Origin of the sequence: Streptomyces sp. NBC_01320, assembly GCF_035974375.1 — a bacterium.
GTDB classification, from domain to species: domain Bacteria; phylum Actinomycetota; class Actinomycetes; order Streptomycetales; family Streptomycetaceae; genus Streptomyces; species Streptomyces yanii.
This window is the reverse complement of the sequence record NZ_CP108390.1, coordinates 18,679-45,594: the sequence shown is the minus strand read 5'-3', so window position 1 is coordinate 45,594 and position 26,916 is coordinate 18,679. Positions and strand designations below refer to the sequence as shown.

Genomic DNA, 26,916 nt, shown 5'->3' with positions numbered 1-26,916 from the left:
TTCGGCGCCTCACCGCATCCAGTGCCCGTCGGTGCTCCATCCCACAAAGCGCCGGGCACGTCCGGCGTCTGCCGTTCCGTCACTGCCGAAGGTGCCGCCCTCGGCGACCAGGGCCAGGCCCACCAGGGCGGGGGCAAGCCGGGTTGCGACATGGGCCGGGTGGCGGGCCGTCTCCTCCCTCAGGCCTGCGATGACCCGCCGCTGCTCCTCCGGTGGGCACAGGGACAGGTGGAATACCATCTGGCGCCATGCGTACGCAGCGTCCTTGATCGTGCCCAACGGCCGCGGGTTGCGGTGCACACGGGCGGTCAGCCGGCACACGGTCACGAAGCAGCGGCGCGCCAGGTCGGCCCACCCGGGTTGTGGGGCGATGCCCACCCGGTGGACCAGCGTGGCCAGGTTGTGCGTGGTGAGGATCTGCGCCTGCTCGATCACCGTCCCGTTCGCCGGGACCGACCAGCACCGGGACGCCGCCGTTCCTGCTCGCTCGGCGCACAGCCGCCCGAAACCGGGAGAGGTACGGACGCTGGTCGAACGGGTCAGGGCCTCGCCAATCTCGGTGATCGCCAGATTGCGGATGGCCGAGTAGTCGATGCCGTAGTAACGCTCGTACAGCGTGCCGGCGAGCAGTTCGCCCGCGACCCGCGCAGCCTTGAGGAACTTCGGGCTGAACGTGCCCATGAAGATGTCAGCAGCCAGCTCCTCCACGAACGGGGCCCCAAGGTCGCACTGGCGCTCAAGAACACCGAACTCGCGGACCAGCGGGTTGGGCAGGAGCGTACCCGGGAAGGCCTGCACGGCCAGCTCGCCCAGCTGTCGCAGCACGGCGAGGGCACCTTCGCCGTCCGACGTGCCCAGTACCGCCGATCGCTGCCCCGACACAGCTCGTACCCAGGGCAGTTCCTCGACGCGTACCTGCCGTTCCAGATTGAGCAGGAGCAATGAGCGGCGGTTGCGGAACGCCCGGTAGTTGGCGGCCATCACAGCTCGCAGCGTCTCGTCGCCGTACGTGTGTGCGGTGGTGGCGGCGACCAACTGCGGCACCAGCTCGGCCAGGACCTCGGAGGACGGGACGACGCCCCGCTCCACGAGCGTGCCGAGCGGTGCGCTCAGCGCGGACTCGACCACCTGGCCGATCGCGGCCGGTACAACGGCTCCGGCGGGCAGGCCGGTTTCCCGGCTCTCCTCCTCGGTCACCGTGCCCAGGAGCGGGGCGACGTCGGTGATGCCCGTCTCCTGCGGGAGTACAGCGAGCCGACGCAGCATCAGCTGGGCCAGGGCGTGGTGGGAGGGAAGCGCCGCCTGCCTGGCCTGGCGCCGGCGCAAGGCCGTGTGCATGACCGAGCCGGGCAGACCGCGCCGCCGCACCATGGACTGCACCGCGTGCCGCAGCAGACCGAGCCGGCGCGCCTCCAGCGGCCGTCCGGCGACGACCTCCTCCAGCGCGCCGCGCAGAATGCCCAGGTTCTTCTTGGGGTCGCGGTGTTTGGTGCAGCGGGTGTGTTCCGCGGCGAGCAGCCGGTAGCGGCCGAGCAGAACCTCGCCCTGCGCCAGCCAGTCGGCGTCCGGGACATGTGCGAGCACCTCCCCGTCCCGCGCCGTCCGCAGCCAGTGGACGAGCAGCTCGTCGCCGAACGGCTGCCACACGGCGAGCGCCTCGCGCTGGGTCTCGACGGCCGCGTTGGGACGCCGCCGTATCAAGGTGTCGACGGCCTCGGAGACAGTGTGCCGATGGACAGCCGCGGTGGCGTCCGGCGCGGGCCCGTCCGCCGGGCGCGGCAGGAACCGCAGCCGGTCGGCGAACGGCTCCAGTTCCGCCACGAGGTCGAGCGCCGCGCTGGTCTCACCATGGCGCACCAGCCAGGCCATGGTGAGCAGCGCGGCCTCCTCGGGCACACCGATCTCGTAGCTGCCGCTGTCCAACCGGTCCCACAACCAGGCGAGTCCAGGCTCGGTGAGGCAGTAGGCGAAGAGCGTGCGCCGCTCAGCGGGCACCCCGAAACTCCGCGCGGCCTCGGTCTCGTGCGTCTGGAGCGGGCCGCCCGCGCTTGCGGTCCCTGTGGCGAAGCCGCCCCGCATCACCTCAGGAGTTACCCAGGGCGGGAGCCCGACCACGGGCGTACGCGAACCGACCGACAGCCGGCCTGAGGCCATGGCCGCCAGAACCTGCCGCCAGCGCTGCCCGCGCACCTCGGCGCGGTGCCGGGTGCCTGTGTCCTCATGGGTCAACGCGGTCATGAAGGCCTTGGCCAGCTGGCCCTCCGGATAGGACAGGGCCGCGGTGAGAGGCTGCTGCTCAGCGTTGTCATTCATAAGCCGACGTGGCAGGTTCCGCCCCTGCGCCCTCCGGGTCCAGAGCCCGGTGCTCTACTGCTGAGCTACACGCCGATGAAGGTAGACGTTAGACGCCGGGGTGATCACCCCACAACCGGCTTTTCCTTGGGTTCGCAAGTCACTCGACTTTCGACGTTTCCGTTGATCGTCGTTGGGGTCGCTCGGGTGGGTGATGGGGGCCTGATCTGGCGGTGCGGGGCGGGACAGCAGAGAAGCATCGGCGGTGCTTGCGTCGCCTGCTGAGAGGGACCCGCCGATGCTTCCGGACACGACCGTACCCGCTTCGCTGCTGGCGGTGCTGACGTTCCTGCGGGGCTGTTTCACCACACCGACCTTCACCACCTTCGCCGCGCTGGTCACGGGCTTGATCGCGCAGACCGGCCGGGGCACGGTGACCGGCATGGTGACGGGCGCGGGATTGACGCGCGCCTGGTCCCACGACCGTGCCCACGCCTTCTTCTCCCGCGCGAGCTGGAACCCCGACCTGCTGGGCATCTCCCTCTCCCATCTGGTTGTGCGCCAACTCCTGCCAGCAGATGGGTTGTTGACAGTGGCGGTGGACGACACGCTGTTCAAGCGGCGCGGGAAGAAAGTCTTCGGCGCGGCCTGGCAGCACGACGGCGCGGCCCGGGGTCCGAAGCCGGTCGGGCGCGGGACCTGCTTCGTGGTGGTCGGCATCGTGGTCCAACTGCCGTTCCTGGCAAGGCCGGTGTGCCTGCCGGTGATGGCCCGGCTGTGGCGCCCGAAGCAGGAGCAGTCCAAGGTCGGCCTCGCCGCGTCCATGATCCGCCTGCTGGCCGCCTGCCACCACGGGCGGCGCATCCACGTCGTCGCGGACGCCGCCTACCACGGCAAGGCGCTCCGCGACCTGCCCGCGACCTGCACGTTCACCACCCGCCTGCCCGCGAGCGCGGTGCTGTACGACCTGGCCCCGCCGCCCACCGGGCGCCGCGGCCGACCCGCCCTCAAGGGCGAACGCCTTGGCACACCCAAGGACCTGGCCACCACCGCCGCCTTCACCAGGACCGAGGTCAAGCGGTATCAGCGGACCGACACCGTGCACCTGGCCGAGACCACCTGCCTGTGGTACGGCTCCTTCCACACCCGCACCGTCCGCGTGATCCTCCTGCGCGACGACACCACCGACACCGGCTACGACCTGGCGCTGGTCACCACCGACCTCACCACCCGCGCGGCCGGCCTGATCGCCCGCTACGCGTCACGCTGGTCGATCGAGGTCACCTTCGCCGAGGCCCGCGACCTGCTCGGCGTCGGTCAGGCCCAAAACCGCACCCGCTCGGCCGTCGAGCGCACCGTCCCGTTCGGTCTGTACTGCTACACGATCACCGTGGCCTGGTACGCGCTGCACGGCCACCACCCCCGCGACGTCGCCGAGCGCCGCGAGCGGGCCCCGTGGTACACCACCAAGGCCGAGCCGGCCCTGTCCGACATGGTCGCCAAGCTCCGCCGGGGGCTTTGTCAGGTTGAGCGAGTGCTCGAGGGTGTGAGCCGGTTCGACGCGTTTCGGCTTCGGTGGTGACAGCGGCTCAGGCTACGGCGGGCAGGCTGGCGACGCCAGTGATCTGGTCCCGGATCGCGAAGCGGATGATCATCTCGGCGCGGTAGTTCGGGGCGGTGAGGAGGTGACGGCGGGGTCGGAAGTGGGGTGAGATGCCGCTGAACGCGGCCAGGAACCGTTGTGCGGCACCCACCGATCGGAAGCCTTTCATCGCGCGCTCGCGTTGCCTCGTCGGCTGGTGGGAGTTCTCGGCCCGGTTGTTCAGGCCCTTGTGCGAGCGGTGTTCGACCGACGGCATCTCGTGGCGGTGGGCGGCGCCGTAGGAGCGGAGCTTGTCGGTGACGATCACCCGGGGCACCGACCGGGTCTTCTTCATGTGGGGCGAGGACCACGCAGCCTTCCAGGATCGGGACCTCTCCGACCGCGACTTCGTCTACGTATGGGCCGACGGCGTGCACCCCAAGGTCCGGCTCGGGCAGGCGCACTCCTGCGTCCTGGTCCTGCTTGGCGTCCGCGTAGACGGCACCAAGGAGCTGATCGCGCTGGCCGAGGGCCTGCGGGAGTCCACCGAGTCCTGGGCCGACCTACTGCGTGACTGCCGCCGACGCGGCATGCGCGACCCGGAGCTGGTCGTCGGCGACGGTGCCATGGGCTTGTGGAAGGCCCTGGCCGAGGTATTCCCCGCCACGCGCCATCAACGCTGCTGGGTTCACAAAGCCAGAAATGTCACGAACGCCCTGCCGAAGTCCGCACAGCCGGGCGCAACGAAGGCCATGCAGGAGATATACAACGCCGAGGACCGCACCCACGCCGAGAAGGCCATCAAAGCATTCGAGAAGACCTACGGCACCAAGTGGCCCAAGGCTGCCGCGAAGATCACCGACGATCGGGAGGAGTTGCTGGCGTTCTACGACTTCCCTGCCGAGCACTGGATCCACCTACGCACCACGAACCCGATCGAGTCGACGTTCTCCACCGTCAAGCTCCGCACCAAGGTCACCCGCGGCGCCGGCAGCCCGGCCGCAGCGCTCGCCATGGTGTTCAAGCTCGTTGAATCCGCCCAGGTCCGATGGCGCGCGATCACCGGCGCCCACCTGGTGGCCCTGGTCCGGGCTGGCGCGAGGTTCGAGAATGGGATCCTGGTCGAGCAGCAGGAGCGGGCTGCGTAAGCGGGAGGGCGGCCATCCTTCCCCTATCCACCACCGGAACAAGGGTGATCACACATGGTTCCTCGGATCGGCGACGAAGTGATCGTCTCCTGCCAGTCAGCAGTGGCTCGGGTGGCCAGAGTGGATCGTTACATCACGCTGGAATGGCCGTGGAGGGCGGTCGACGATTCCTCCAATTTCCGATGGAACGGGCAAGTCGCACTACCTCATGCCTATTCCCGTGAGGAATGGAGCCCATATCGTCTGGAACCATCTGGATCCACCCTCCGTATTGGAGACGACTGCACCGTTTCGATCCCGCCGACCCGGCTCTACGTGGGGCACTACGAGGAGTACCGCCCTCCCCGCAAGCTCGGCTGGGCTCCCGAACCCACCGCAGGACTCTACGTCGTGCCGCCGGAGAGGATGGACCTGGATATGGAGTACGCGGGGTACATGCTCTACCTGGGTGGATCTGATCCCATTTGCGTCGTACCACTCAACGCCTGAGTCGGCGCACACCAGCCTCTAGTATCACGCAGCCAAGAACGATCCGAGTCATAGAACTCGTCCACAAGTCTTGACTATTGCTCGGAGGAGACGGATGTGTTCGGCGAGTGTTGATCGCTTCTGAGCCTGCTGGTTAGGTTGGCTGGCATGACCGACCACAGAGCCGACCACAGAGCCCTCGCCTGGCCACCTGCCCCGATCAAGACCGAGCGGCTCGTACTCCGCGAGTCCGAGGCCCGGGACCGCGTGACGGTCATCGAGCTGAACGCCTCGCCAGAGGTGGGCACTTACCTCGGTGGCCCTCGACCGCATGCCGAGCTCGAACGCACGGTGCCCGAGGTACCTGGGCGGCGCCCTGGCTTCTTCGTGGTCGAGCTCGACGGAGCGACGATCGGCACAATCCAGCTCGACCCGCAAGACCCCGAGCGTCCAGGTAACCGCCGGGAGGCCGGGGAGACCGAACTCGGCTACCTGTTCCTGCCGGAGGCGTGGGGACGCGGGTACGCCACCGAGGCGTGCGCAGCGGCACTCGACTGGTTCGCCGACGCGCTTCCCGGTGAGCCGGTGGTGCTCTACACCCAGACCGCCAACGCCCGCTCGATGCGCCTCGCGGCGAAGCTCGGGTTCACCGAGCTGGAGCGATTCGAGGCGTACGGCGCCGAGCAGTGGTTCGGCGTGTGGTCTTCGACGGAACTCGCGCAAGCGTTGGCGGAACCGACGGCACTGCCCACACCGGAAACCCCAGCGGTGGTAAGAGCGGCGGCTTCAAGGGCTGGCTCAAGGGCGCCGCGGACACCGCCGAGCCCCCGGCGCCCTGGGTGGCGCATCGGAGTCCCGCGCCCCGACCCGCCCGTCCACGGCGAGACGGCTTCCGGCTTGCGTCCAGCGGCCTGTCGTTGACGCGGCGCCAGCAGGTTGGGCAGCCTTGACTAGGGAAAATGCTTCCCAGCGCGGACCGTAATAGACTCTCTTCAACTTGAAGGGGCACTCGCCACATCTTGGCCACTGCCCCTCTCTTCTTGCCCGCACACCGCTGCTGCGGGCTTTCAGTCCCGGGCGTGCACGGTATCCGCGACGAGCGCAGGAGATGTGCGCTGCTTCGGGTTGTCAGCCGGCCACTGCCTCCTGCTGAGGCTCGGCCGCAGCAGGCTCCGAGGCGGCCGTCGCGGTGTAGAAGACGGACGAGCCCTGCTTGGTGCGCTGAGCCTGGCTCTTGGCGACCAGCCCTTCGAGGGTGGTACGCACAACGGTGGTCTTGACGCCGCGGTCAGGGTGGGCCTGCGTGAGCGCGGCGGAGACCTCGGTGGCGGACCGCGGCTCGCTCTGCTGCTCCAGGTGGCCGCGGATCAGGTTGACGAGGGTCGGCTTGGTGTCTGTCTTGGGTGCCTTCGCGGAAGAAGCTTTGGCGGAGGAGGCCTTGGCGGACGGGGCTTTGGCGGAGGAGGCCTTGGCGGCGCTCTTCTTGGATGCCGTCGCCTTTGCGCTCGTGGCGGCCGCCTTCTTCGGCTTGCTCTGCAAGGGTTCGGCGGTGGCCTGACGCGGTACGGTCGGCGCGGCCGTGGTGTCTGCCTCGCCGGCTGCGTTCGCGCCGCCGAGTGCCTCCCGCATGCTCACCAGCACCGAGTGGTCGTGCTGCAGGGCACCCAACTGCTCCTGCAGCGCCTCGATTTCCGCACCGATACGTTCCTGCTCCTTGACGTTGCGCTCAAGGTCGCCCGTCACCTGGGCGATGTACTGCGACGTCAGTCCTGTGGCCTGGGCCTGAATTTCAGACATGTCATGGGCCTTTCTGCAGCTCGCGGGTACGGCGGTGAAAGGCACGAACCCGGTACGCGAGCGGGTGGAGGCAGGTGCCCAGGCTGTGCTGACTGGGACACCCGCAGGACATAACTGCCGCAATGTGCAGCAGTGCCTAGAGATAGTACGCACGAGTAGAGCCCTCATGTGCCAGTCGAGTGATGTCTCACCCTCCCCCTCAGGGTGAGGAACCAGCAGATGCGGGTCATGCAACAACGAGACTGACCGGGGCGCCGTCACTGCTGAACCGCCGTGCGGCGTACTCGGGCGTGCTCGGGAGACGGAAGCGGCGACCAGATCCAGCACTCGTCAACTTGCAGGCATTCGCGCGCAGTGAGGAGTCGGATAAGAGGTTGTCTCACGTGGCAAGTTTCGCGAGCTTCTTGTAGCAGGTCAGGGCGGCGGCCATGGCCAGGCCTCGGCTCTGCCAGTCGTTGCGGACCACGTACGGGATCTTGAGACCACGAGCAGCCCATGGCAGGCTCATGCCGCATGATCGATGAATTCGCGAAAGACAACCTGCACGGGAGACTGCGGCGGGACCGCAAGGCGCTGCTCTGGAAACTCGACGGCTTGTCCGAATACGACGCCCGCCGACCTTTGACAGCGACCGGGACCAACCTCCTCGGCCTGGTCAAACACGTGGCCACCGTCGAGGCCAGGTACTTCGGCGAGGTCTTCGACCGCCCTTCCCCGGAACCGCTGCCCCGGTGGCAGGACTCCAACGGCAGCGATCTGTGGGCGACCGAGGACGAGACCCGCGATCAGATCATCGGGTTCTACCGGCGCACGTGGGAACACTCGGACGCGACGATCAACGAGCTTCCCCTCGACGCCCCCGGCCACGTGCCGTGGTGGCCGGAGCCTTATGCCGACACGAACCTGTTCGCCATCATGGTCCATGTCCTCGGCGAGTCCATCCGGCATGCAGGGCACGCCGATATCCTGCGCGAGGGCCTCGACGGCCGGACCGGGTTGCGCGCCGAACACGAGAAGCAGATCGACGAGGAAGCCCGTGCAGCCTACTGCGCGAAGATCGAGCAGGCCGCCAGGTCGGCCGCACCAATCAAGGCTTAGCCTCGCCGTTTCGGTTGGGGTGATGAGTCGTCGCTGATCGTCAGCCGTCGGGTGGGCGAGGTGATTTGGCTGTTTGGGCATGGCGGAGGCCCGGCGCGGTGGTCGGGTTCTCCAGGGTCCTTCGGGTCGTGGGCGGGCAGGGGGTTGTCGGTCAGCCGGCTGGTCGGGGCAGTGCGGCAAGGCGATGGAGGGCGTCGGCGAGTTCGTGTCTCCAGGGCCAGGTCGCCGAGATCCGCAGGCGGAGGCGGCGTCCACCGCGGGTGAGGCGGGCGGCAACGTGTAGCAGCCGGTAGCGAAGTTTCTTGGGTTCGGCGGCGGCGAGTTCGCCATCCAGCAGGAGGACGCGGGCCCAGGCGAGGAGATCGATCGCCGTGAGGCTGAGTTCAAGCCAGGTGGCGTTGACGTCGAAATGGCGGGAGGGGAAGCGGCCGAAGCCAGTGTTCTTGCCGCACCGGATGTGGTCCTCGACGGTGGCGTGTCCGCGGTGGCGGACCTCAAGGAACTGTGCGGAGCCGCCGCCGGAGTAAGGGGTATCGGTAAGGAATACCTGGTGCCGCAGGCCCTCGTCGTGATCGAACAGGGACAGTTGGGCGCCGGGGTGCGGTCGCTCGCGCCGCACGGTGATGCGGGTGCCGACCGGGTAACCGGCGAGGTCGACCATGCCGGTCAGTTCGGCGACCTCGGCGCCGTCTCGCAGTGTCCCGTTCTGGTCCAAGGCGGGATGCCAGAGAGCTTCGGGCAGTGAGCGGATTGCACGACGGACTGGCTCGGTGACCGCGTATCCGACCGAGAACCGCAGGTTCAACCCGTGCTCGCGCAAGGTCCGGATGTGGGTGAGGAAGGCTTTCGCGGATCCGGCGCTGTCGGCGCGGACCAGGATCTGGGTGCCGTACCGGTGAGCGTCGGGGATCTGGGCGAGGGCGTCGTCCAGCACCGCGATGTGATCGGCGGCGGTGTTGGCTCCGGAGTTGCCGGGCCGCAGTCGGCCAGACATGGCCTCGCCGGTGTTCGCGAGGAAACACAGCAGCGGATGAAAGCCGAAGCCGCCTTTGTAAGTGGGCGCGGCCTGTTCCTTTTCCGAGTGGGAGGTGATCAGCGTGGCGTCGAGGTCCAGGACCAGGCCGGGAAGTTCTCGTCCGCCGGCCTGGACGGCGGGTATGCCCTGGCCGGTCTCGGCGGCCTGCATCCAGGCGACTTCCCGGGCTGAGGCGCGGGCCGCTCGCAGCGAAGCGAGTACTGCCCCGTCGGTGTCGGCGAGCAACCGCCAGGCGGTGGGCGTGGAGGCGACTGGTCCGAATACCTCGCCCTGGTCCCGCAGCACGGCCAGATCCGCTATCGCCTCACCGCCGTCGGCGAGCATCACCGCGAGATCGGTGGCGGTCCGACCTGGATCGTGCCCGGTGCCACGCGGTCGCAGCGGCCTGAGCGCAGTGGAGTAGGCGGTGGTCAGACCGGTGGCATCGGCAAGATCTGCCAGCAAACGTGCGCCCGCGTGCCCGACCACCCCCGAACCGTCAGTGGAGACATGGAGCTTGGGACGAGAACCGATACCCTGCACGCAGAAAGTGCCTTCCGCTTGGACCGACAGAACCCCTCGACAAGGTTCATCGTCCCAGCTCAGAAGGCACTTTCGTATTTCCTCCCCGCTTCCGGCCTCATCTCAACCGAAGCGGCGAGGTTAGTCGCCGAGGACCCGCTCCCACAGCAGCCCGTCCCGCCAGCTCCCGTCGAGAAAGATCGAGGAGTGCGCGACGCCGTACGGGCTGAACCCGTTGCGGCGCAGCACCCGCTGCGACGGCAGATTCTCCAGATTGGTGGACGCCTCGGCGCGGTGCAACCCGAGTTCGTCCGTCATCACCCGGAGTACAAGCCCGACGGCGTGCCCGGCGTGCCCTTGATTCTGGGCGACGCTGGCGATCCAGTATCCGACGGAGCCGCGGCGCAGGTGCGGCTGAGGCAGGATGCCTCCGACGGTGACCTGCCCGATCACCTGGTCGTCGGCGAGCACCACGCCCGGCCAGACCGCGCCGGCCCGGTATCCGGCCAGCAGGCTGTCGATCCGCTCCGCCTGGCCCTCCGGGGTGAAGAAGTCGGCCGGCTGGGCCGGTTCCCACGGCCGGAAAGCCTCGAAGTCCCGCACCCGATGCGCGGCGATCGGGGCGGCGTCGGTGGGCTCTATCAGGCGGATCCTGGTGCCGCTGCGCATGGGCTGATCCTCGTCGCGGTGCGTCGGATGAGACAGCCAGCCTATGCAAGGGTGCCCGCGCCGCCGCACCCTACGCCCGCCGGAGGATCGAGTCGATCGCGCAGCTCGTGTTCTCGATACCCTGCACGCAGAAAGTGCCTTCCGCTTGGACCGACAGAACCCCTCGACAAGGTTCATCGTCCCAGCTCAGAAGGCATTTTCGTATTTCCTCCCCGCTTCCGGCCTCATCTCAACCGAAACGGCGAGGTTAGTACTGCAACCGCATTTGGAGAATGTGGCCTCGGCGTTTGTGGTGGGAGCGGCGGGCTCGGGCCTGGCTGCGTCGTCGGAAGCGTGACCAGTGCAGATGGTGCTCGTTGCTGTGGCAGTGGCGCGTGACGACGACGTGGCCCATCAACCGGCGGATCTCCGGGACGCTGAGGGGTATGAGGTCCTGCTCGTCGTCGAGAGTGCCCTTTGTGGCTTCTGCGGCGCGGATGGCGGTCAGGTAGGCGAGGGCGGCCATGGCCAGGGTGATGTGGCGGTACCAGGCCCGGTAGAGCCGCACCTGGTAGTGGTCCAGACCGCACTCTCCCTTCGCGGTCTGGAAGCACTCCTCCACCGCCCACCTCGCGGCAGCCACTTTGACCAGGTCTTTCAGTCGGGAGGCGACCGGGCCGTAGCAGACGTAGTAGGCGATCTCGCTCGGGTCGCTGACGCTGCGTCGGGCCAGCACCCAGTGCCCGAAGCCGTTCTCCCAGTACGGGCGGATCGCGACACGCGCCCAGTCGTAAATCCGCTCACCGTGCGCGCCGGCCCCGCCGGAGATCCGTTTCCACCGCTGGCGGGGCAGCGCGGCGACCAGCTGGTCCTGTCCCGCTCGAAAATACGATTCGGTGCTGTGAGCTGCGGTGGTGTGGTTTGGTCAGGCGGTGCGGTGATACTGGTTGATCAATCCTTTGAGGATGGGTTGTTGCCGGATCCGGTGGGCTTGGAGGTCGGTGATGGCGGCCGGGTTGGACGGTTGGTCGCTGTCCGGGGGTAGCTGCTGGCGGGATTGGTGGGGACGGTGTCCGTTGTAGTGCTGGATGTACTCGGTCAGTACTTTCACGGCGTTGGTCTCGTTGTAGATGAGCATGCGGTCGAGGAGCTCGCGGCGGAGGGTGCCCACGACTCGCTCGCAGTTCACGTTCGCTTTGGGTGCCCGTGGTGGGCTGAGCAGAATCTCCACGCCGTCGGCCTCGAGGACGGCGTCGAAGGCACGGGTGTACTTGCTGTCCCGGTCCCGGAGGAGGAATCGCAGCGAGTCGATGGGGCGGTCCAGGATCACGGCGGGGTTCCTGGCCTGCTGGACGGTTCATTGCGCGGTGGGATGGGCGGTGACGCCGGCGAGGTGGAGGCGCCGGGTGCCGTGCTCGATGACGACCAGGGCGTAGAGGCGCTTGAGTGACACGGTGTCGAGGTGGAGGAAGTCGGCGGCGATGATGCTGTGGGCCTGGTCGGTGAGGAACTGGCGCCAGGTCGGCCCGGGGCGCTGCGGGGCGGGGTCGATGCCGGCGGCATGCAGGATCTCCCGGACTGTGGACGGGGCGATCGCGTAGCCCAGGCGGGCGAGTTCGCCCTGAATCCGGCGGTGGCCCCAGGTGTTGTTCTCGTGGGCCAGGCGCAGAATGAGTTGCTTGACGGCGGGCGCGGTGGAGGGTCGGCCGGGGCGGCGGTTGGGTGAACGCCCACTTGCGGGCGAGGAGTTGACGGTGCCAGGCCAGCAGTGTGGTGGGGGTGACCGCGAAGACCTGGCGCCGGCGTTCGCGCGGGATCAGCCGGGAGAGTGCGGCGAGCCAGATCCGGTCGGCGGGCTCGTAGCAGACCCGGGCGATCTGCCGGCGCAGCACCGCGTTCTCATGCCGGAGCGCGAGAACTTCCGCATCTTTGGCCATACGGCTGCGCAGTACGGCAGCGGGCACGGTGATCAGATTCCGGACGAGCGTGGCGACGGCCGACAGCGACATCCGCAGATCGTCGCAGGCCAGTCGAGGCCTTGTCGCCAGGATCAGCAAACGTGCAGGCCACAGCCGCTAAATCGTATTTTCGAGCGGGACAAGCGTCCACAACGTCACGGAGTGTCGTTGCAGTACTAGGGCGTGTTCCAGGTTCGGATCATGTGGGGCGGAGACTCCGGAGCCAGATGATCGATCCGCGTAGGTGGAGTCCGGCGAGGTAGCTGGTAGGAGTCTTGTCGTAGCGGGTGGCCAGCCCTCGCCATTCCTTGATCTTGTTGATGCCGCGCTCGACGGTGTTCCTCTCCTTGTAAAGCTCGGCGTCGTGAGAGAGGGGGCGGCCGCCCTTCGAGCCTCGCTTCTTGCGGTGGGCGGCCTGGTCCTTCTTCTCCGGGATCACCGCCTGGATCCGGCGTTTACGCAGGTAGGAGCGGTTCGCGCGGGAGGAATACGCCTTGTCGGCGGCGACGGCCCCGGGGCGGGTGCGGGGCCGACCGACCGGCCCACGGATCCTGACTCGGCCGAGGACCGCGGCGAAACGCGGACTGTCGGCCGCCTGTCCCGGCGTCACCACGAACGACAGCGGGCGGCACCGCCGGTCGGTGGCCAGGTGCGTCTTGACCGTCAGCCCGCCCCGCGAGCGCCCCAACGCGGCAGCTTTCAGGCGGGCCTTGTGGCGGCGGCGTATCCGTCGTCGTTCGGCACGTAACGCTTCCTCGACCGGGTCGCCTTCGACCGTCACCTGGGCGGATTGTCCCTTTGCTGGAGCCCCTTTTCCTCCTCGGCGGCTTTCACCAGTTCCTCCAGGAGCTCGGGGTCGACGGCCATGCCGGCCGCGTGGTGATGCGCGCGTGCGACGGTGGAATCGACGCTGACCAGGTCCAGATCGGCCTGTCCTCGCCGGGCCGCCTCGGCGATCATCCGCTCCATCAGCGTCTCGAAGGTGCCCGCAAGGGCCCACTTCTGGAAGCGGCCGTAGACGGTGGACCAGGACCCGTAGCGTTCGGGGATGTCGCGCCACGGGCTCCCGGTCCGGAACCTCCACATCACCGCGTTCAACTGTTTACGCAGGTCAGGGATCGGTCCGCTCACGCCGAGCGGCAGGTGCGGCTCGAACAACTCCCACTCTGCATCCGTCAGATCGCCTCGCGTCACCCCGGATGTCTACCGCCCCGAGCCACTCCGGCGGAGCGATTTGACCCAACAGTGATCTGAACCTGGAACACGCCCTAGTCCGCGGCCCAGGGCCCGCGGGGACGATGCGGTCAGGGCGGGGCAGTGCGGGCGGGGTCAGTCGCGTGTCGCCGCTGCGAGTCGGGCCGCGAGTTCCCGTACGTGTTCCACCAGTTCGGGTGGCTCGTGCACGGTGAACGGGGCTGCCAGCAGGCCCATCCACAGGGCCAGTTCGTCCAGGGAGTGCGCGCCGGCCGTTACCGTGCAGGATTGTGCGTCGCGTGGCTCGATGGTCGCCGCTGTGGCGGGCATGCGCTCTTGTACCTGGGCTGCCGGGGCGTGGACGGTGAAGCGGGCCTGGTGGCGGTAGGGGGCGGTGGACAAGGCGCGGGAGGTGTAGTCGGCGAGGTCGAGGGCGGGAGCCTGGCGAGGCGTGAAGCGGGGGCCGTTGGGGGTACGCAGGGTCAGGCGGTCGACGCGGAAGGTGCGCCAGTCGGCGCGCGCGGTGTCGTAGGCGAGGAGGTACCAGCGGCGCCCGGAGAACACCAGGCGGTGCGGCTCGGCTTCGCGGCGGGTTTTGGTGGAGTCATGGGAGCGGTAGTGGAAGCGCAGGGTCTCGTGGTCCCGGCAGGCCGCCGCGATCGCCGTCAGGGTGTCCGGCGCGACCATCGGTCCGCCCTGCGCCAGCGGCACCGTCACCGACTGGAGCGCTTGGACGCGGTGCCGGAGGCGGGACGGCAGGACGCCTTCGAGCTTGACGAGCGCGCGTACGGAGGTCTCGGCGATCCCGGCCACGGTTCCGCCCGCGGCCGTGCGCAGGCCCACGGCGACCGCCACCGCCTCTTCGTCGTCGAGCAGCAGCGGCGGCAGTTGCGTCCCGGCGCCGAGCCGGTAACCGGCTACCCCGGCACTGGCGTGCACGGGGTAGCCCAGTGCGCGGAGCCGGTCCACGTCCCGGCGCACCGTGCGTGGGGTCACGCCGAGCCGTTCGGCGAGTTCCGTGCCGGACCAGTCGCGGTGGCTCTGGAGGAGGGACAGCAGTTTCAGAAGGCGCGCTGAGGTTTCCCGCATAACGGAAAGTCTCCCTCACACCTAGGACCGTATCTGTCCTGGCTCACCCGTAGCGTTCTTCCCATGAACAGCATGACGAGCACCGGCCCCGCCATCCGCCCCTTCCGCATCGACATCCCGCAGGCCGATCTGGATGACCTGTGCGAGCGGTTGGCGCGCACGCGCTGGCCCGACGAACTGTCCGGCGTCGGCTGGTCCTACGGCGTCCCGGTCACGTACGCGAGGGAACTCGCCGAGTACTGGCGCTCCGGCTTCGGCTGGCGCGCGCAGGAGGCCGCGCTCAACCGGTTCGACCAGTTCACCACCGAGATCGACGGGCAGAACATCCACTTCCTGCACGTGCGGTCCTCCGAGCCCGACGCACTCCCGTTGATCATCACGCACGGCTGGCCGGGCTCGGTCGCCGAGTTCATGAAGATCATCGGCCCGCTCACCGACCCGCGGGCCCACGGCGGCGACCCCGCCGACGCGTTCCATGTCGTCGCTCCCTCCATCCCGGGGTTCGGGTTCTCCGGGCCGACCACTCAGCCAGGCTGGGACCTGCACCGGGTCGCGCGAGTCTGGGCGGAGCTGATGCGGCGTCTGGGCTACGAGCGCTATGGCGCCCAGGGCGGCGACAGCGGCGCCGTGATCTCGCCCGAACTCGGCCGTGTCGCCCCCGGGCACGTCGCCGGGGTGCACGTCAACGGCGGACTGGGCTTCCCGACCGGCGACCCGGCAGAGTTCGACGGATTGTCGGCGGTCGAACTGGAGCGGCTCGGGCAGTACCAGGACCAGGACCGCAGCGGCTATGCGATCATCCAGGCTACCCGGCCGCAGACCGTCGCGTTCGGCCTGACCGACTCGCCGGCCGCACAGCTGGCGTGGATCGCGGAGAAGTTCAAGGAGTGGACGGACCCCTCCCACGAGCTCCCCGAGGACGCCGTCGACCGGGACCAGTTGCTCACCGACGTGAGCATCTACTGGCTGACCGGCACCGCCGCCTCCTCGGCCCGGCTGTACAAGGAGAGCGCGAAGTCCTGGGGCTCGGCCGTCACCGCGTCCGCGGTGCCGCACGGCGTCGCCGTCTTCCCCGGTGACCCGGGAGTGCGTCGCATCGCCGAACGCGAGCACAACGTGGTGCACTGGTCGGAGTTCGACCGCGGCGGCCACTTCCCCGCGATGGAGGCCCCCGACCTGCTCGTCGATGACATCCGGGCGTTCTTCCGGCTGGTCCGCTGAACCGTCACCGCCCAGTGCCCGAGGAACCGGGGCTGTGCCGCCGGCCCCCCGTGAACCGCTCGCCCCCAGGAGTCCTGCCCGCATGTCCGAACGTCTGCCCAAGGTTCCACGTTTCACCTGGTCCCAGGTGTGCGCCCGCCGATTGGAACGCCACGCGCTGAGCGCCCCTTCGGCAACTGCCCGGCCCGCCGACATCGTCGGTGCCATGGCCGGTACCCACGCCCAGGTCCTGTCGGCCGCCGAACTCGCCATCGGGCTCCGCATATCCGGCGCCACCCGGGTCGACGTGCGCGAAGCGCTCTGGTCGGAGCAGAGCCTGGTCAAGACGTTCGGCCAACGGGGGACCGTGCACCTGTTCCCGACCCGCGACCTACCGCTGTGGGTCGCGGCCTTCCGTGCCGTCCCAGAGCCGAAGTCCTCCCTCCCCGCGCACGTCCGGGTCACCGAGGAACAGGCCGCCGAGGTGGTCGCCGCCATCGGGGACGCCCTGCGCGACGCGGAGCTCACCATCGACGAGCTCAGCGAGGAGGTGATCCGCAGGACCGGACCCTGGGCCGGCGACCTGGTCATCCCCGGCTTCCAGGGTCTGTGGCCACGCTGGCGTCAGGTGCTGCACGTGGCCGGGCTGCGAGGAACGCTGTGCTTCGGTCCCAACCGGGGCCGCAAGGTCACCTACACCAACCCGGCCCGCTGGCTGCCCAGCCTCCCACCGGCCGATCCCCGGGCTGCCCTGACCCATGTGGTGACCAGCTACCTGCACGCCTACGGCCCGTCCACTCCCCAGCGGTTCGCGCACTGGCTGAACGCCCCGGTCCGCTGGGCCAGCGAGCTCTTCGCGTCGCTGGCGGACGAGCTTCAGCCGGTGGAGGTCGAAGGGACCCCAGCCTGGGTGCTGGCCGACGACACCACCATGCCCGACACTCCGCCCCGCGGCCTGCACCTGCTCCCCTACTTTGACGGCTATGCCTACCGGGTTGGCAACCAGCCACCGGAACTCCTCTACCCGGGCCGCGTCGGTGAGCGGGTGCTGCCGGGCAACTTCCAGCTGCTGATCGTTGACGGCGTGGTCGGCGGACTCTGGCACCAGCGGCGCTCCGGCCACAAGCTCGACGTCACCGTGGAGTCCCTGGTGCGCCTCACCGCCGCGCAACGCGACGAGCTTGAGCACCGGGTGGCCCGGATCGGCGAGATCCTTCAGGCCAAGCCGCAACTCACCTTCGCCCCGGTCACCGTGGGCGGCCACGCCTAGTTAGGCGGCCTGTCCGAAGCCGACGGCAGTCAGTCCTGGTCGCGCAGCGGGGCCGAACCCACGTCCGGCTCCGTCTCGTACGCCTCGGGGATGAGACGCACGCCGGGTACCTTCGACGCCCGCGCCCGCCACGCGTCGACGCCGGCTGAGGTCAACGAGAGCCTGGGCTACGTACCCACGCACGAGACGGTCCAGTACCAGCTCGACCTGTGATCGGAACGCCGGGGGCCGGACCGAGAACCCCTCGGTCCGGCCCCCGGTGCGAGGGCCCTACCTGTCCGTCGGGACCGGGGTGGCCTTCAGCGTCTCCTGCATGATGCGCGCGCCCTGCTCGGCCATCTCGCTGATGGGCCCGGCGAGTTCGTCGGGCGTCACGTCGATCGTCCAGACGAACCGGCTGCGCCCCTCGGTGTCGGCGAGGACCTGCATCGAGGCGTGATGGTGCTTCGGTGCCATCGAGCCGCCGACCACCGCGTAGGCCACCCGGCGGGCCGCATCGTCGATGTCGACGATCAGCTCGTGCACGACGACACCGTTCGCGAAGGTCACGATCCTGGTGTCCGTCTCCATGCGGGTGTCCGTGACGAAGCCCGGCACCAGGCGCTGGTGCACGGCTCCGACTTCGCGCAGGGCCTCCCAGACGTTCTCCGGGCTGTTGTTGATCAGGAAGTCCTTGTGGATGTGAGCCATGTGATCTTCTCCTGTCGGGTGACTTGTCAGGCACCGGTGGTGAGGCAGAACGGGTGTCCCTCTGGGTCAGTGAGGACGACCCACTGGTCCTTGCCGGGCTGGAACTCGGGCCTCGACGCTCCGAGGGCGAGGATCCGGCTGGCCGCCTCCTCCAGGTCGGAGACCGTGAGGTCGAGGTGGGCGTGCTTGGCGTCGTCGGGCCAGCCGGGGGCCCGGTAGCCCTCGATGCGTACGAAAGCCAGGCCGGGGTGCTCCCCGCTGCCCAGGGAGGCAAAGTCCTCGCCGCTGTGGGTGATCTCCCAACCGGTGACCTTGCTGTAGAACTCGGCGAGCCTGACCGGGTCACCACAATCGATGACGACGGTGCTGATCTTCGCGAGAGCGGACATGACGGCGACTCCTTGAGCGCGGTACGGGGTTAAGTACGACGCCGCTGAGCTTGCTTGCCACGCCCCATCCCGGTCTTGAAGATCCTTGCGCGGGGCGACTGTCAGACCCCCGACGTACCGTTCAAGAGTGCTCACCTCCACCGTCCTCTCCACCCGGCCCGACTTCCGCATCACCACGGTCAGCTGCCGGGACGACCACACCCGCTGGTCGGAGGTGGCGGTGCGCGAGGACTACCGGGTGGTGCTCGTGCGGCGCGGCCGGTTCCGCAGGCAGGCGGCCGGCGCCCCGGCCGAGGTCGACCCGACCGTGGCCTATCTCGGCGTGCCGGGCGAGGAGGAGCGATTCGCGCACCCGGCCGCCGGGGGCGACGAGTGCACCTCGATCAGCCTGACGCCCGCTCTGTGGAGGGTTGTGGCGGGTGAGGACGCTCGCCCGGCTCGGCAGAGCGTGTACGTGGACGCCCGCCTCGACCTGGCCCACCGCCGCGTCCTCGCGTCCGCCCACACCGGCGACGTGGACCATGCGGTGACCGAGGAGCTCCTCGGACTGCTCTCCGCCGGCGTCGGCCAGGCCGTCGACGGTGCCATACCGTCCGGCGTCCGTCCCGGCAGGGACGAGGCGACGCTCGTCGCCGCGGCCCGGCACGCGATCGGCGAGGCCCACCCCGCCTCCGAGGGGCTGCTGCCGCTCGCGGAGCTCCTCGGCGTCTCGCCGTACCGTCTGAGCCGCTCCTTCACCCGCGAGCTGGGAGTCTCCCTGACCCGCTATCGCAACCGGGTTCGTGTCGGCCGGGCCCTCGACCGTCTGGACGCGGGCGAGGACAGCCTCGCCACCCTCGCCGCCGACCTGGGCTTCTCCGACCAGGCCCACCTCTGCCGGACCATGCGCCAATACCTCGGCCACACACCAACGGCACTGCGGCGGCTCCTCGCCCCAGAATCGCTTTGAGGAGCCGGAGGAGCGCGCCCGATACGTCTTACCGGCGCCCGTCCGGCCGTTAGGGTCAGGATCACGAGGCGGTTCTGGAGATGCCACCGGTGCCTCACGGTCACCGGCGGCCAGGTCGCGCACAACGTCGTGTTCGCAGATCCGCGCGTGTTCAAGGCATTTGATCTACCCCAGCAGATCCGCCGCCGACTCTACGGCCTACCCGACCGGGCCTGCTGCCCCTCCGCGGGGGCGCGCGGCCCGGGCACGGTGGCGCCGACGGTGAGGTCCAGGCGGCGTTCCATGTCGAGATTGACCTCGCCGTAGGGAGATTTATCTGGACGATTTCTGGGACAGTGCGGGCTCACCCGTAGAAGCAAGCCGCTCTCAACATGCTGGCGATCAAGCTCCAGTCGGGCCGGTCGGGAACGGGCTCTCCGCGGTTGATGAAGTAGCCGTCCATATCGTTGGTCCAGGAACTGAGCGCTTCGAGGTAGTGGTCCAGTGATTGGTTCTCCCAACCGCTGGAAGTGACCTCGGCCTCTTGGCTGAGCTGTCTGATGTAGGAGACGAGGTCCGCCCGTGTTGTTACCCAGGTGGTGTCGTTCAGCGAGTTCATAGCGAAGATCTTGCATCACGTAGCGGCTGACCGCGTCCAGGGTGCGAGGCTCGTGCAGGTCCACGACCCGTTCGGTGCGGGACTTGCCGCGGACCCCGCGCGGGTGGTCGTCGCGCTTGCGGACCGTCACCCGGCGGCGGCCGTAGGAGATGTCGTCCAGGTGCAGCGACAGCACTTCGCCCGGCCGCAGCCCGCCGTCCAGCATCAGCAGGAACACCGCCAGATCCCGCAGCCGCTTCAGACTGCCGATGAACTGCTCCAGCACCGCCTCGTCCACCGGACGTGGCAGTCGCCGCGGCTGCTTGACCGTCACCGTGCGGCGCATCGGCTGCTGTCGGCTCGCGCGGCCCATGAACGGCTGATGCCGGTCCGGCACCCGGGCAAGTGCCGGGTCAAGGCGCTTTTGCATCGGGGAGTCGCCGTCGTACTCCTCGGCGACCACCGCCCAGTCGTAGAAACTGGAGACCGCCGCCAAGATCCGGTTCACCGTCGCCGGCGCGAGCAGACTGCCCGGCGCTTCCGGGCCGCCGACCACCACCGTCAGGCCCAGTCGCTGGGCCGGCCGCCGCGACGGTGCCCGCCGCAGGGACGCCAGCAGCCGCAAGGCATCCGGGCTCCGGAACTCGCGCCAGTCCATGCCCTCAGCAGCGAGGAAGGTGAACAGACGCCGCAGGTCGTACGCGTACGCACAGATCGTGTGCGGCGAGAAACCCCGGTCGACCAGATGATCCAGGAACCGGCAGGCCGCCGCGACCAACTCACCGTCGCCGTCGACCAACCGCACTCGCCGAACGACACCGCCATCGCGTTCCTTGACCACCCGCACACCGGCCTCCCCGAGCCTGCACTCGGATGACCCAACGAAGCCCGCCCCTCGATCGCCACGGCGCCGGTTCAGGCGTCACTCGAAGGTGTCCAGATAAGGGCGCACGTGCGACCAGAACAGCGGATCAGGCCGCGCCGGTCGGCGGGCGTAAGGAGGTCGGCCCACTCCGGTTCGCCGAGGATGTCCTGGAGCATGAGGGTGTTCACGTATTCTCTGAACTTCGGGTTGAGGCCGGCGGGGAGCGTCTGATCGGCCAACAGCAGGTCAGGGCAGGAGTCGGCGGATCTCGGTCCAGAGGAGAAGTTGATCTCGTGTTGGGCCGGGCCGCAGGCGGTCGGTGAGCCTGTCCAGATGGGCCGTCAGGTTTTTGTGCTGCCGGAGCTCGCGGACCTGCTCGATGGGAAGATCACGCCAGTGGCTGGCGAGAGCAGTGGCTTGTGGTGGTGTGAGAGCCAGGGCGTCGAGTGTGTCGGACGCCAACTTCTCGGGGCTCCAGTCGGGATCCTTGTCGTCGGGACCGAGACGGTCGATGACCCACATTCGGAGCATGAAGTCCTGTTGGGCCTCGCGCGCTGGATCTCCCGGACCGTCACCGTGTGTGCGCCGGTTGGCCAGCAGTGACAGCTTGGCCCACTGCCGACGGGCTTCCTGCGGTTGGTCGGAGTAGTAGGCGTGTTGCTGTGCGACGACACGTACTGCTTCAAGCTGCCAGCTGCGGGCGTCCATTGCGAACGCTTGAAGGCGCTCGATCGGCCAAGTGCTGAGATCGTTCCCCGGTTCTTCCTGATCTGCGCCAGTGCTCAACGATCCTCGCTCCTGGTCGTAGGAATGCCGAGATCGACGACGGCTCCCTGGTGGGAACGCCGGTCGACCTGGGCGAGCTTATCCTCGGCTCCGGCCAGGCTGACCTTGAGCCCTTCGACCTCACCGAGCCAGCCTTCCTTCTCGGCTTCGGCGATCCGGTCGTGCAGGTTGTCGCGGATGGCCACGATGCGATGCCGCTGGCCAGGGTCGGGCCGCAGTAGGCTGCATCGCAGGCAGCTGTGCTCGTGGACACAGCTTGTTCCGTAGGCACGGCCGCAGTCACCCAGGGCGACCCGGCGGCGTTCGAAGTGGCCGAGGAACTCCTCCCATTCCTCGTCCGTCGGAGTCCGGTATTCCTCGCTGGGGCGGGTGGCGCGGCGGCGGGCGATGAACGCTCGGTGGCCGTTGATGACCTCCTCGGGGTAGACCGCCTTGTAGCCCATGGTGGTGTTGATGTCGCGGTGGCCCACCACGATCTGCGCGATGTGGGGCGGCATGCCGTTCATGATCGCATCGGTGATGAACAGTCTGCGGAAGTCGTGGGGGCTGAAGGTCAGCGGTCGGCCGGCGGTGTCGGCCAGTCCGGTGCGGGCGAGTGCGTCATTGAGCAACTGCCTTATCCCGGAAGGTGGGATGGGCCGGTTCTCCAACCCGACGTGCCGTTGGAACAGCAGGGGCATGGGCGGGTTCCAGACCCGTTCATGGCTGTCGTAGGAGAGCACGAGCGGGACGGCGCCGTTCTCGTCGCGGATCCGGCTGATGAGCGTACTGAGCACGTCGGCGAGCTCGGGGCTAATGACGAGCAGGCGCTCGGCGTCGGTCTTGGACGGGGCGATGTGCAGCAGCGGGATGAGCTCCCCGGTGCCGGGCAGCCGGTACTGGACCAGGCTGTGATGGGAGAGTTCGGTCAGCTCCTCGATGCGGATTCCGGTGTGCCGCAGGACTTCGACAATGGCCCAGGACCAGAAAGCGCGATGCTCCTCCAGCGTGAGGTCGATGCGCTGCCCGGTGTCGGGGTCCACCGCCCAGACCCTCGCAGCGGGATTCTTGGTGGCCGGCCGGTGCCAGCGCTTGCCGGCCACGGCGAAGTCGTTTCCCGGGCAGACGGCGCGGGCGCTGGCGAGCCGCTCGGCCGTCAGCCGGCGCTGAGCATCGACCGTCTGGGCCAGGACCGGCAGGACGGGCAACCGTTCCCGGGTCCGCTGGTCCATGCGCGATTTTCGGCTCGCCTTCTCCTTCCGGCGCGACATCTCCTCCTCCCGGATGGGGCAGGGCGCCGCCCAGACGCCCCAGCGTGCGGGATCGTCCATGGCCCACTGTGCGAGGTCGAGGTAGAAGGCCCGCACCACGGCCAGGTGTTGGAGGCCACGATCCGCGCGCGGGGCCTGCATCTCGACAGTGTCGCCGTCGGCGGTCGCGCTGCGGATCGTCTTCAGCGCGATCCTCTGCTTCCAACCGGCCGCGACGGCGGGGGACAGCCGCAGGGAGGCGATCCCGGGGTGGTGGTCCTCCAGGTCCTTCCAGAAGAGCTTGCCCAGGCTGAAGGCCACCGCTCGCAAGGAGGTGTAGTCGACGCAGAGGGCGCGTTCGCGCAGGTAGTCGACCAGCAGGTCCCGCACCGCGCGGCAGGTGATGCCGTAGCGGTCGATCATCTGCTCGACGCTGATCTGGCCCTGGTTCTTGGGATTGAAGATCCGGACGGTCGCCAGGGCGCCCTCCGGGAACACGCCGGCCGCATGCAGCAACTGGTAGAAGTACACGCTGGTGTCGACCGCGCGGCCGCTGTCGGCGCCGAGGCTGAGCAGGAGGTCCGCCATCTCCAGGCAGTCTCCGACGGTGATATCGCGGACGTTGCCGCCCTTGGCCGCCATCAAGGTGGCGATGCGACGCAGCGCGCCGTCCTTGGTGTGAGCGTTGGCGGGGTCGGTCCGGCAGACAGCCGCCAGGGCGCCGAACCCTTCCGGGTCGCGACTGCGTGCCATCTCGGCGGTCAGGATCTGCACGGTGCCCGGGGTAAGCAACCACGTCAGACTCGGCCGGAGGACATCGCCGCTGATCAGCGCGAGCATGCCGCTGCCGAGAGCGTCGAAGTCTTTCTTCGGGTCCTGGTAGGACCAGCCGCTGGACTGGAGCCACGCCGTCGCCGTGTGCCGCCAGGCGATGTTGCCCACCTCGTCCGCCCCGCTGGCGCGCCAGCGGTCCTGCCATGTCTGCCCGGGAGACTGCTCCAGCCAGGCCAGGGTCTTGGTCAGGCCGGTCCGGCGCCGGGACTGCGCGGCCGACGAGGCCAGCGTGAACGGAGGTGCGAGCAGCCGCTCCGCCACCTGCTCGCGTGTCTGCTCGGTGGCGGCCCAGCGCTGTTCACGGCGGCGGGGCGGGAAGCGCTTGAGCATCGCCGCCACCTCGGGACTGTGCTGCCGCTGCGGGGAGCGTGCCGCTGCCAGGACCTGCGCGGTCACGCGGTGCCCTCCCCGAACAGGATGTTCAGCGATTCCGGCCGGTAGGACATCGCCGACGGGCTGTATTTCGGTACCGTTGCCGCCGCGGCGGCGCCTGTCGCCACGCGGGCGTGGTGAGCCAGGGCCTGCGCGATGACGTCCCCGGTGAGCGGGTTTAGGTAGAGCTGAGTCGTACTCAGATGTGCATGACCAAGGACCCACTGCACGTCGGTGAGTGACATCAGGGGATCGCGGGCCATCCGGTAGGCCGCGGTATGGCGAAGGTCATGCAACGACCAGTTCGCCCCCAACGCGGCATTCGCACGGCTGAACATCCGGTAGGCAGCGTGGTAGCTGAGCGCCGCGAAGGGGCGCCGCAGCGTCCACCACAGCGGATCATCCTGGCCCGCAGGCACCAGGCCGTGCATCTGAGCCTGGTAAAGCCGAAGCCACACGAAAGCATCCGGCGCCGCCGGCAACTGCTGGATCGCCCGAGTGCCCTTGCGGATCACCGTGATCAGCTGCTGGCCTGGATCGGCATCGCCGTAGTGCGCGCCCAGCAGTTCCGATGCACGAGCACCCGTGGACACCCACAAGGCCACCAGGGCCCGGTCCCGGTTCGACCCGAGCCGGGCGAACACCTCATTGAACTTCTCGTCCGGGATGCAGCGCGGCACCCGCTGGACGTGCCGCGGACGGTACAGCCCCGACCGCTCGTTGCGGTGAAGGTCCATCGGGTTGTGGTGGGCATGGGCCCTGGCACCGCGTCGGACCAGCGGGAACGGATTGACCATCGGCCCCGACCCGGTGTCACGATGGAAGTCGTAGAAGCCCCGCAGGACGCTCTCGCTGTGTCCGCGCGTGGTCGGCGCGTACTTGCGGCCCGGCCCGGCTTTCCCCGTGACCGGGTTCGGGGCGGCCGGCACGACCGGAGCACCGGCACGGTCCGGCTTGTCGCTGATCTGGATCCAGCGGGAGAAGTCCCGGGCCTCGTCCCGGGTCGCCCGGTCCCATGGCACCTCGACCGCCCACAGAAACCGGAACCAACGCAGCAGGTCCATCCCGTACGACCGCTGTGTCGTCGCTGGTCGTCCGATGCCCTGCAGGTCCTTCAGGTACACCGTGACCGGCTCGACAACGGTTCCGGATGGATCAAGCAGCCGGTACGGCTCCCACACATCGCCGCTCTCCCGGAACGACCCGACCCGCGGCACGACCAACGTCCGCAGATCCCGACCCTGCCCATCTCTTTCGATCACGAGCCGGGACCATAGCCAGTCGCTTCAAAGGTTGTCCGCTGAACTGCGCAAACTCTCCCAGTAGTTCAGTCAACAGGTAGACCAGGGCGGACTGGAGGATGCGCAGGCACAGGACGAACATTTCCTGTTCGTCGCGCCGGTTCGACGCGATCTCCCCGCCCTTGCCGTAGGCAATCACGCTGTTGGCGCCGTTGGAGGATTCCATGACGTTCAGGCCCTCCTCGATCTCCCGCTGAAGGTCGCGCAGCCGCAGGTAGCGGGCTACGAAAATGGTCTTCTGCGCGCGTCCGACCTCCAGCATCGCCGCGTAGGTGGGGTGGGAGGCGTTGCGGGTGAAGCGCCGCAAGATCGCCTCGGTGGACGCGGTGCGGGTTCGGATCGCGGTGGCGTACTTGATCATCTGGTCGTACTGCTGGGCTATGAGTTCCCAGCGGATCGGGCGGGTCAGCGCCGGGGTCAGCCGTGGATCAGCAAACGTGCGGGCCACAGCCGCGAATTCGTATTTTCGAGCGGGACAGGCCACTTTCACGCCGAGGACCATCAGTTCGCCGTGGATGCGGCGGTAGCCCCAGCTGGGGTTCTCCCGTGCCAGGCGCAGGATAAGAACGCGGATGGACTGCACGGTACGCGGCCGTCCCGGTCGTTTCGGGTGTGACGTGGCAGCGTGGCGGTGTGCGACCAGGTCGCGGTGCCAGCGCAGCACGGTGTCCGGCTGAACGAGCAGCCGTAGTCGGCGCAGTACGTCCAGCGGGAGCCGATGCAGCAGCGCCGCCAGAAACACTCGATCGCTCGGGTTGAACCGCACCTTCGCCTTGCCGAGTTGACGCTCCAGCACCGAGGAACCGTCCGAGCCCTACCCGCAGGGGAAGTTCCTCGACCGGCTCCGCGACACCCACGCCGCCGCCCGGGCCCAGGTAGAGCAGGGCCTGAGTCTGCGCGAGATCGCCAGACGCCTCGGTCTCGGGCGCAACACCGTCCGCAAGTACGCCCGCGCGGCCAGTCCAGAGGCGATGCTGCACGGCCAGTGGCAGAACCGGACCAGCAAGCTCGACGCCTTCAAGCCCTACCTCGATCAGCGCATCGCCGAGGGCTGCACGAACGTGTCCCGGCTCCATCGCGAGCTGCAAGACGCGGGGCACGCTGCAGTTACAGCACCCTGCGCGACTACGTCCGGCCGCTACGTTCCGACCGTCGGGCTGCCGGGAGCCCACCACCGATCGCGAGGCCGCCCTCACCCCGCGAGGCCACCGGCCGGATCATGCGCCACCCGGACCACCTACGCCACGACGACCAGCAGCAGCTCAAGAACCTGCTGGCCCGCTCACCCGAGCTCACGGCCGCCGCAGGCCACGTCCGCACCTTCGCGACCATCATGACCAACCGCGAAGGAGACCGGCTGCGGCACTGGATCGCCGACGTCTGCGCGGACGAGCAGTGCGGCCTGGCTGGCTTCGCCGCCGGACTGATCCCCGACCTCGACGCCGTCGTCTACGGCATGAGCACCGACTGGTCCTCCGGGCCCGTCGAGGGCCGCGTCAACGACCTGAAAGCCCTCAAGCGCAGCATGTTCGGCAGAGCGAAACCACCGCTGCTGCGCAAGCGGCTCCTCCTGATCGCGGCCAGCCGCCGACCCTAACCTCTGCCGCCTCGGGCCTGGCGGTCCAGGAACTCGATCACTCGCG

At 68.7% G+C, this 26,916-nt stretch carries 20 protein-coding genes, 1 tRNA gene and 8 pseudogenes; 10 read left to right on the top strand and 19 right to left on the bottom strand.

The window, feature by feature from the left end:
• Positions 1 to 9: 9 nt before the first annotated feature.
• Positions 10 to 2,313, bottom strand: coding sequence for a hypothetical protein (locus tag OG395_RS00215; RefSeq protein WP_327241079.1), 2,304 nt, complete (start codon positions 2,311 to 2,313; stop codon positions 10 to 12).
• A gap of 3 nt (positions 2,314 to 2,316) precedes the next feature.
• Positions 2,317 to 2,388: transfer RNA gene (locus OG395_RS00210), tRNA-Gln, on the bottom strand.
• Between the two features lie 202 nt (positions 2,389 to 2,590).
• On the opposite strand from OG395_RS00210, the gene OG395_RS00205 reads away from it, so the two are divergent.
• A complete protein-coding gene (locus tag OG395_RS00205; RefSeq protein ID WP_327241078.1) occupies positions 2,591 to 3,874 on the top strand; it encodes an IS701 family transposase in 1,284 nt (427 codons plus the stop codon).
• A 7-nt stretch (positions 3,875 to 3,881) separates the two neighbouring features.
• Here the strand turns inward: OG395_RS00205 and OG395_RS00200 are convergent.
• A pseudogene (locus OG395_RS00200) lies at positions 3,882 to 4,208 on the bottom strand (DDE-type integrase/transposase/recombinase); the annotation flags it as partial.
• Between OG395_RS00200 and OG395_RS00195 the strand changes: the two are divergent.
• A pseudogene (locus OG395_RS00195) lies at positions 4,189 to 5,022 on the top strand (IS256 family transposase); the annotation flags it as partial. The pseudogenes OG395_RS00200 and OG395_RS00195 overlap by 20 nt on opposite strands.
• Before the next feature lie 636 nt (positions 5,023 to 5,658).
• A pseudogene (locus tag OG395_RS00190) lies at positions 5,659 to 6,195 on the top strand (GNAT family N-acetyltransferase); the annotation flags it as partial.
• 423 nt (positions 6,196 to 6,618) lie between these two features.
• On the opposite strand, the gene OG395_RS00185 reads toward OG395_RS00190, so the two are convergent.
• A complete protein-coding gene (locus OG395_RS00185) occupies positions 6,619 to 7,287 on the bottom strand; it encodes a hypothetical protein (RefSeq protein WP_327241077.1) in 669 nt (222 codons plus the stop codon).
• A gap of 379 nt (positions 7,288 to 7,666) precedes the next feature.
• Positions 7,667 to 7,795, bottom strand: coding sequence for a hypothetical protein (locus OG395_RS00180; protein ID WP_257548903.1), 129 nt, complete (start codon positions 7,793 to 7,795; stop codon positions 7,667 to 7,669).
• A 5-nt stretch (positions 7,796 to 7,800) separates the two neighbouring features.
• Here OG395_RS00180 and OG395_RS00175 point away from each other — a divergent pair, with 5 nt between their 5' ends.
• Positions 7,801 to 8,385, top strand: a complete 585-nt coding sequence (locus OG395_RS00175; protein ID WP_089014494.1) for a DinB family protein — start codon at positions 7,801 to 7,803, stop codon at positions 8,383 to 8,385.
• A gap of 151 nt (positions 8,386 to 8,536) precedes the next feature.
• On the opposite strand, the gene OG395_RS00170 is transcribed toward OG395_RS00175, so the two are convergent.
• From OG395_RS00170 to OG395_RS00145, 6 genes and pseudogenes are all read right to left on the bottom strand, one after another.
• Positions 8,537 to 9,973 (bottom strand): IS1380 family transposase, encoded by a 1,437-nt coding sequence (locus OG395_RS00170; RefSeq protein ID WP_442818720.1) that lies wholly within the window; start codon positions 9,971 to 9,973, stop codon positions 8,537 to 8,539.
• A gap of 90 nt (positions 9,974 to 10,063) precedes the next feature.
• Positions 10,064 to 10,591, bottom strand: coding sequence for a GNAT family N-acetyltransferase (locus OG395_RS00165; protein ID WP_327241075.1), 528 nt, complete (start codon positions 10,589 to 10,591; stop codon positions 10,064 to 10,066).
• Between the two features lie 436 nt (positions 10,592 to 11,027).
• Positions 11,028 to 11,435, bottom strand: a pseudogene (locus OG395_RS00160) (IS701 family transposase); the annotation flags it as partial.
• Between the two features lie 60 nt (positions 11,436 to 11,495).
• Positions 11,496 to 12,579 (bottom strand): annotated as a pseudogene (locus tag OG395_RS00155) (integrase core domain-containing protein).
• Between the two features lie 148 nt (positions 12,580 to 12,727).
• A pseudogene (locus OG395_RS00150) lies at positions 12,728 to 13,722 on the bottom strand (IS5 family transposase).
• A 135-nt stretch (positions 13,723 to 13,857) separates the two neighbouring features.
• A complete protein-coding gene (locus OG395_RS00145; protein WP_266993456.1) occupies positions 13,858 to 14,811 on the bottom strand; it encodes a helix-turn-helix transcriptional regulator in 954 nt (317 codons plus the stop codon).
• 72 nt (positions 14,812 to 14,883) lie between these two features.
• Here OG395_RS00145 and OG395_RS00140 point away from each other — a divergent pair, with 72 nt between their 5' ends.
• The 3 genes from OG395_RS00140 (at position 14,884) to OG395_RS00130 (ending at position 17,494) form a co-directional block, all read left to right on the top strand.
• Complete coding sequence (locus OG395_RS00140) at positions 14,884 to 16,032, top strand: epoxide hydrolase family protein (RefSeq protein ID WP_266993700.1); 1,149 nt, start codon at positions 14,884 to 14,886, stop codon at positions 16,030 to 16,032.
• Positions 16,033 to 16,114: 82 nt separating this feature from the next.
• A complete protein-coding gene (locus OG395_RS00135) occupies positions 16,115 to 17,281 on the top strand; it encodes a winged helix DNA-binding domain-containing protein (protein WP_266993458.1) in 1,167 nt (388 codons plus the stop codon).
• A gap of 90 nt (positions 17,282 to 17,371) precedes the next feature.
• Complete coding sequence (locus OG395_RS00130) at positions 17,372 to 17,494, top strand: hypothetical protein (RefSeq protein WP_266993460.1); 123 nt, start codon at positions 17,372 to 17,374, stop codon at positions 17,492 to 17,494.
• A 57-nt stretch (positions 17,495 to 17,551) separates the two neighbouring features.
• Here the strand turns inward: OG395_RS00130 and OG395_RS00125 are convergent, their stop codons facing one another.
• Together OG395_RS00125 and OG395_RS00120 are read right to left on the bottom strand one after the other, a co-directional pair.
• Positions 17,552 to 17,971, bottom strand: coding sequence for an SRPBCC family protein (locus OG395_RS00125; protein ID WP_266993462.1), 420 nt, complete (start codon positions 17,969 to 17,971; stop codon positions 17,552 to 17,554).
• Between the two features lie 26 nt (positions 17,972 to 17,997).
• Positions 17,998 to 18,360 carry a VOC family protein gene (locus OG395_RS00120; RefSeq protein ID WP_266993464.1) on the bottom strand — a complete coding sequence of 121 codons (363 nt, stop codon included), beginning with the start codon at positions 18,358 to 18,360 and terminating at the stop codon, positions 17,998 to 18,000.
• A gap of 127 nt (positions 18,361 to 18,487) precedes the next feature.
• Between OG395_RS00120 and OG395_RS00115 the strand changes: the two genes are divergently transcribed.
• Positions 18,488 to 19,309, top strand: a complete 822-nt coding sequence (locus OG395_RS00115) for a helix-turn-helix domain-containing protein (RefSeq protein WP_266993466.1) — start codon at positions 18,488 to 18,490, stop codon at positions 19,307 to 19,309.
• A gap of 191 nt (positions 19,310 to 19,500) precedes the next feature.
• Here OG395_RS00115 and OG395_RS00110 read toward each other — a convergent pair whose 3' ends face one another.
• From OG395_RS00110 to OG395_RS57920, 6 genes and pseudogenes are all read right to left on the bottom strand, one after another.
• Positions 19,501 to 20,733 carry a tyrosine-type recombinase/integrase gene (locus OG395_RS00110; RefSeq protein WP_327241074.1) on the bottom strand — a complete coding sequence of 411 codons (1,233 nt, stop codon included), beginning with the start codon at positions 20,731 to 20,733 and terminating at the stop codon, positions 19,501 to 19,503.
• A gap of 264 nt (positions 20,734 to 20,997) precedes the next feature.
• Positions 20,998 to 21,459 (bottom strand): hypothetical protein, encoded by a 462-nt coding sequence (locus OG395_RS00105; protein WP_327241073.1) that lies wholly within the window; start codon positions 21,457 to 21,459, stop codon positions 20,998 to 21,000.
• 74 nt (positions 21,460 to 21,533) lie between these two features.
• Positions 21,534 to 23,996 carry a tyrosine-type recombinase/integrase gene (locus OG395_RS00100; RefSeq protein WP_327241072.1) on the bottom strand — a complete coding sequence of 821 codons (2,463 nt, stop codon included), beginning with the start codon at positions 23,994 to 23,996 and terminating at the stop codon, positions 21,534 to 21,536.
• Positions 23,993 to 25,189, bottom strand: a complete 1,197-nt coding sequence (locus tag OG395_RS00095; protein ID WP_327241071.1) for a tyrosine-type recombinase/integrase — start codon at positions 25,187 to 25,189, stop codon at positions 23,993 to 23,995. The genes OG395_RS00100 and OG395_RS00095 overlap by 4 nt, the downstream gene beginning before the upstream one ends.
• Complete coding sequence (locus OG395_RS00090; RefSeq protein ID WP_442818719.1) at positions 25,128 to 25,775, bottom strand: Tn3 family transposase; 648 nt, start codon at positions 25,773 to 25,775, stop codon at positions 25,128 to 25,130. The genes OG395_RS00095 and OG395_RS00090 overlap by 62 nt, the downstream gene beginning before the upstream one ends.
• A pseudogene (locus OG395_RS57920) lies at positions 25,752 to 26,069 on the bottom strand (helix-turn-helix domain-containing protein); the annotation flags it as partial. The pseudogene OG395_RS57920 and the gene OG395_RS00090, both read right to left, overlap by 24 nt.
• A gap of 85 nt (positions 26,070 to 26,154) precedes the next feature.
• Here OG395_RS57920 and OG395_RS57915 point away from each other — a divergent pair.
• Together OG395_RS57915 and OG395_RS00085 are read left to right on the top strand one after the other, a co-directional pair.
• Positions 26,155 to 26,251 (top strand): annotated as a pseudogene (locus OG395_RS57915) (helix-turn-helix domain-containing protein); the annotation flags it as partial.
• 241 nt (positions 26,252 to 26,492) lie between these two features.
• A complete protein-coding gene (locus tag OG395_RS00085; RefSeq protein ID WP_327241070.1) occupies positions 26,493 to 26,870 on the top strand; it encodes a transposase in 378 nt (125 codons plus the stop codon).
• Positions 26,871 to 26,916: the final 46 nt, after the last annotated feature.

Bases quoted from the DNA above. Each gene is read 5' to 3' on its own strand.
- OG395_RS00215 (WP_327241079.1), bottom strand. From the start codon at position 2,313: ATGAATGACAACGCTGAGCAGCAGCCTCTCACCGCGGCCCTGTCCTAT.
- OG395_RS00205 (WP_327241078.1), top strand. From the start codon at position 2,591: ATGCTTCCGGACACGACCGTACCCGCTTCGCTGCTGGCGGTGCTGACG.
- OG395_RS00185 (WP_327241077.1), bottom strand. From the start codon at position 7,287: ATGTCTGAAATTCAGGCCCAGGCCACAGGACTGACGTCGCAGTACATC.
- OG395_RS00180 (WP_257548903.1), bottom strand. From the start codon at position 7,795: ATGAGCCTGCCATGGGCTGCTCGTGGTCTCAAGATCCCGTACGTGGTC.
- OG395_RS00175 (WP_089014494.1), top strand. From the start codon at position 7,801: ATGATCGATGAATTCGCGAAAGACAACCTGCACGGGAGACTGCGGCGG.
- OG395_RS00165 (WP_327241075.1), bottom strand. From the start codon at position 10,591: ATGCGCAGCGGCACCAGGATCCGCCTGATAGAGCCCACCGACGCCGCC.
- OG395_RS00145 (WP_266993456.1), bottom strand. From the start codon at position 14,811: ATGCGGGAAACCTCAGCGCGCCTTCTGAAACTGCTGTCCCTCCTCCAG.
- OG395_RS00140 (WP_266993700.1), top strand. From the start codon at position 14,884: ATGACGAGCACCGGCCCCGCCATCCGCCCCTTCCGCATCGACATCCCG.
- OG395_RS00135 (WP_266993458.1), top strand. From the start codon at position 16,115: ATGTCCGAACGTCTGCCCAAGGTTCCACGTTTCACCTGGTCCCAGGTG.
- OG395_RS00130 (WP_266993460.1), top strand. From the start codon at position 17,372: ATGAGACGCACGCCGGGTACCTTCGACGCCCGCGCCCGCCACGCGTCG.
- OG395_RS00125 (WP_266993462.1), bottom strand. From the start codon at position 17,971: ATGGCTCACATCCACAAGGACTTCCTGATCAACAACAGCCCGGAGAAC.
- OG395_RS00120 (WP_266993464.1), bottom strand. From the start codon at position 18,360: ATGTCCGCTCTCGCGAAGATCAGCACCGTCGTCATCGATTGTGGTGAC.
- OG395_RS00105 (WP_327241073.1), bottom strand. From the start codon at position 21,459: ATGGACGCCCGCAGCTGGCAGCTTGAAGCAGTACGTGTCGTCGCACAG.
- OG395_RS00090 (WP_442818719.1), bottom strand. From the start codon at position 25,775: ATGGTCCTCGGCGTGAAAGTGGCCTGTCCCGCTCGAAAATACGAATTC.
- OG395_RS00085 (WP_327241070.1), top strand. From the start codon at position 26,493: ATGCGCCACCCGGACCACCTACGCCACGACGACCAGCAGCAGCTCAAG.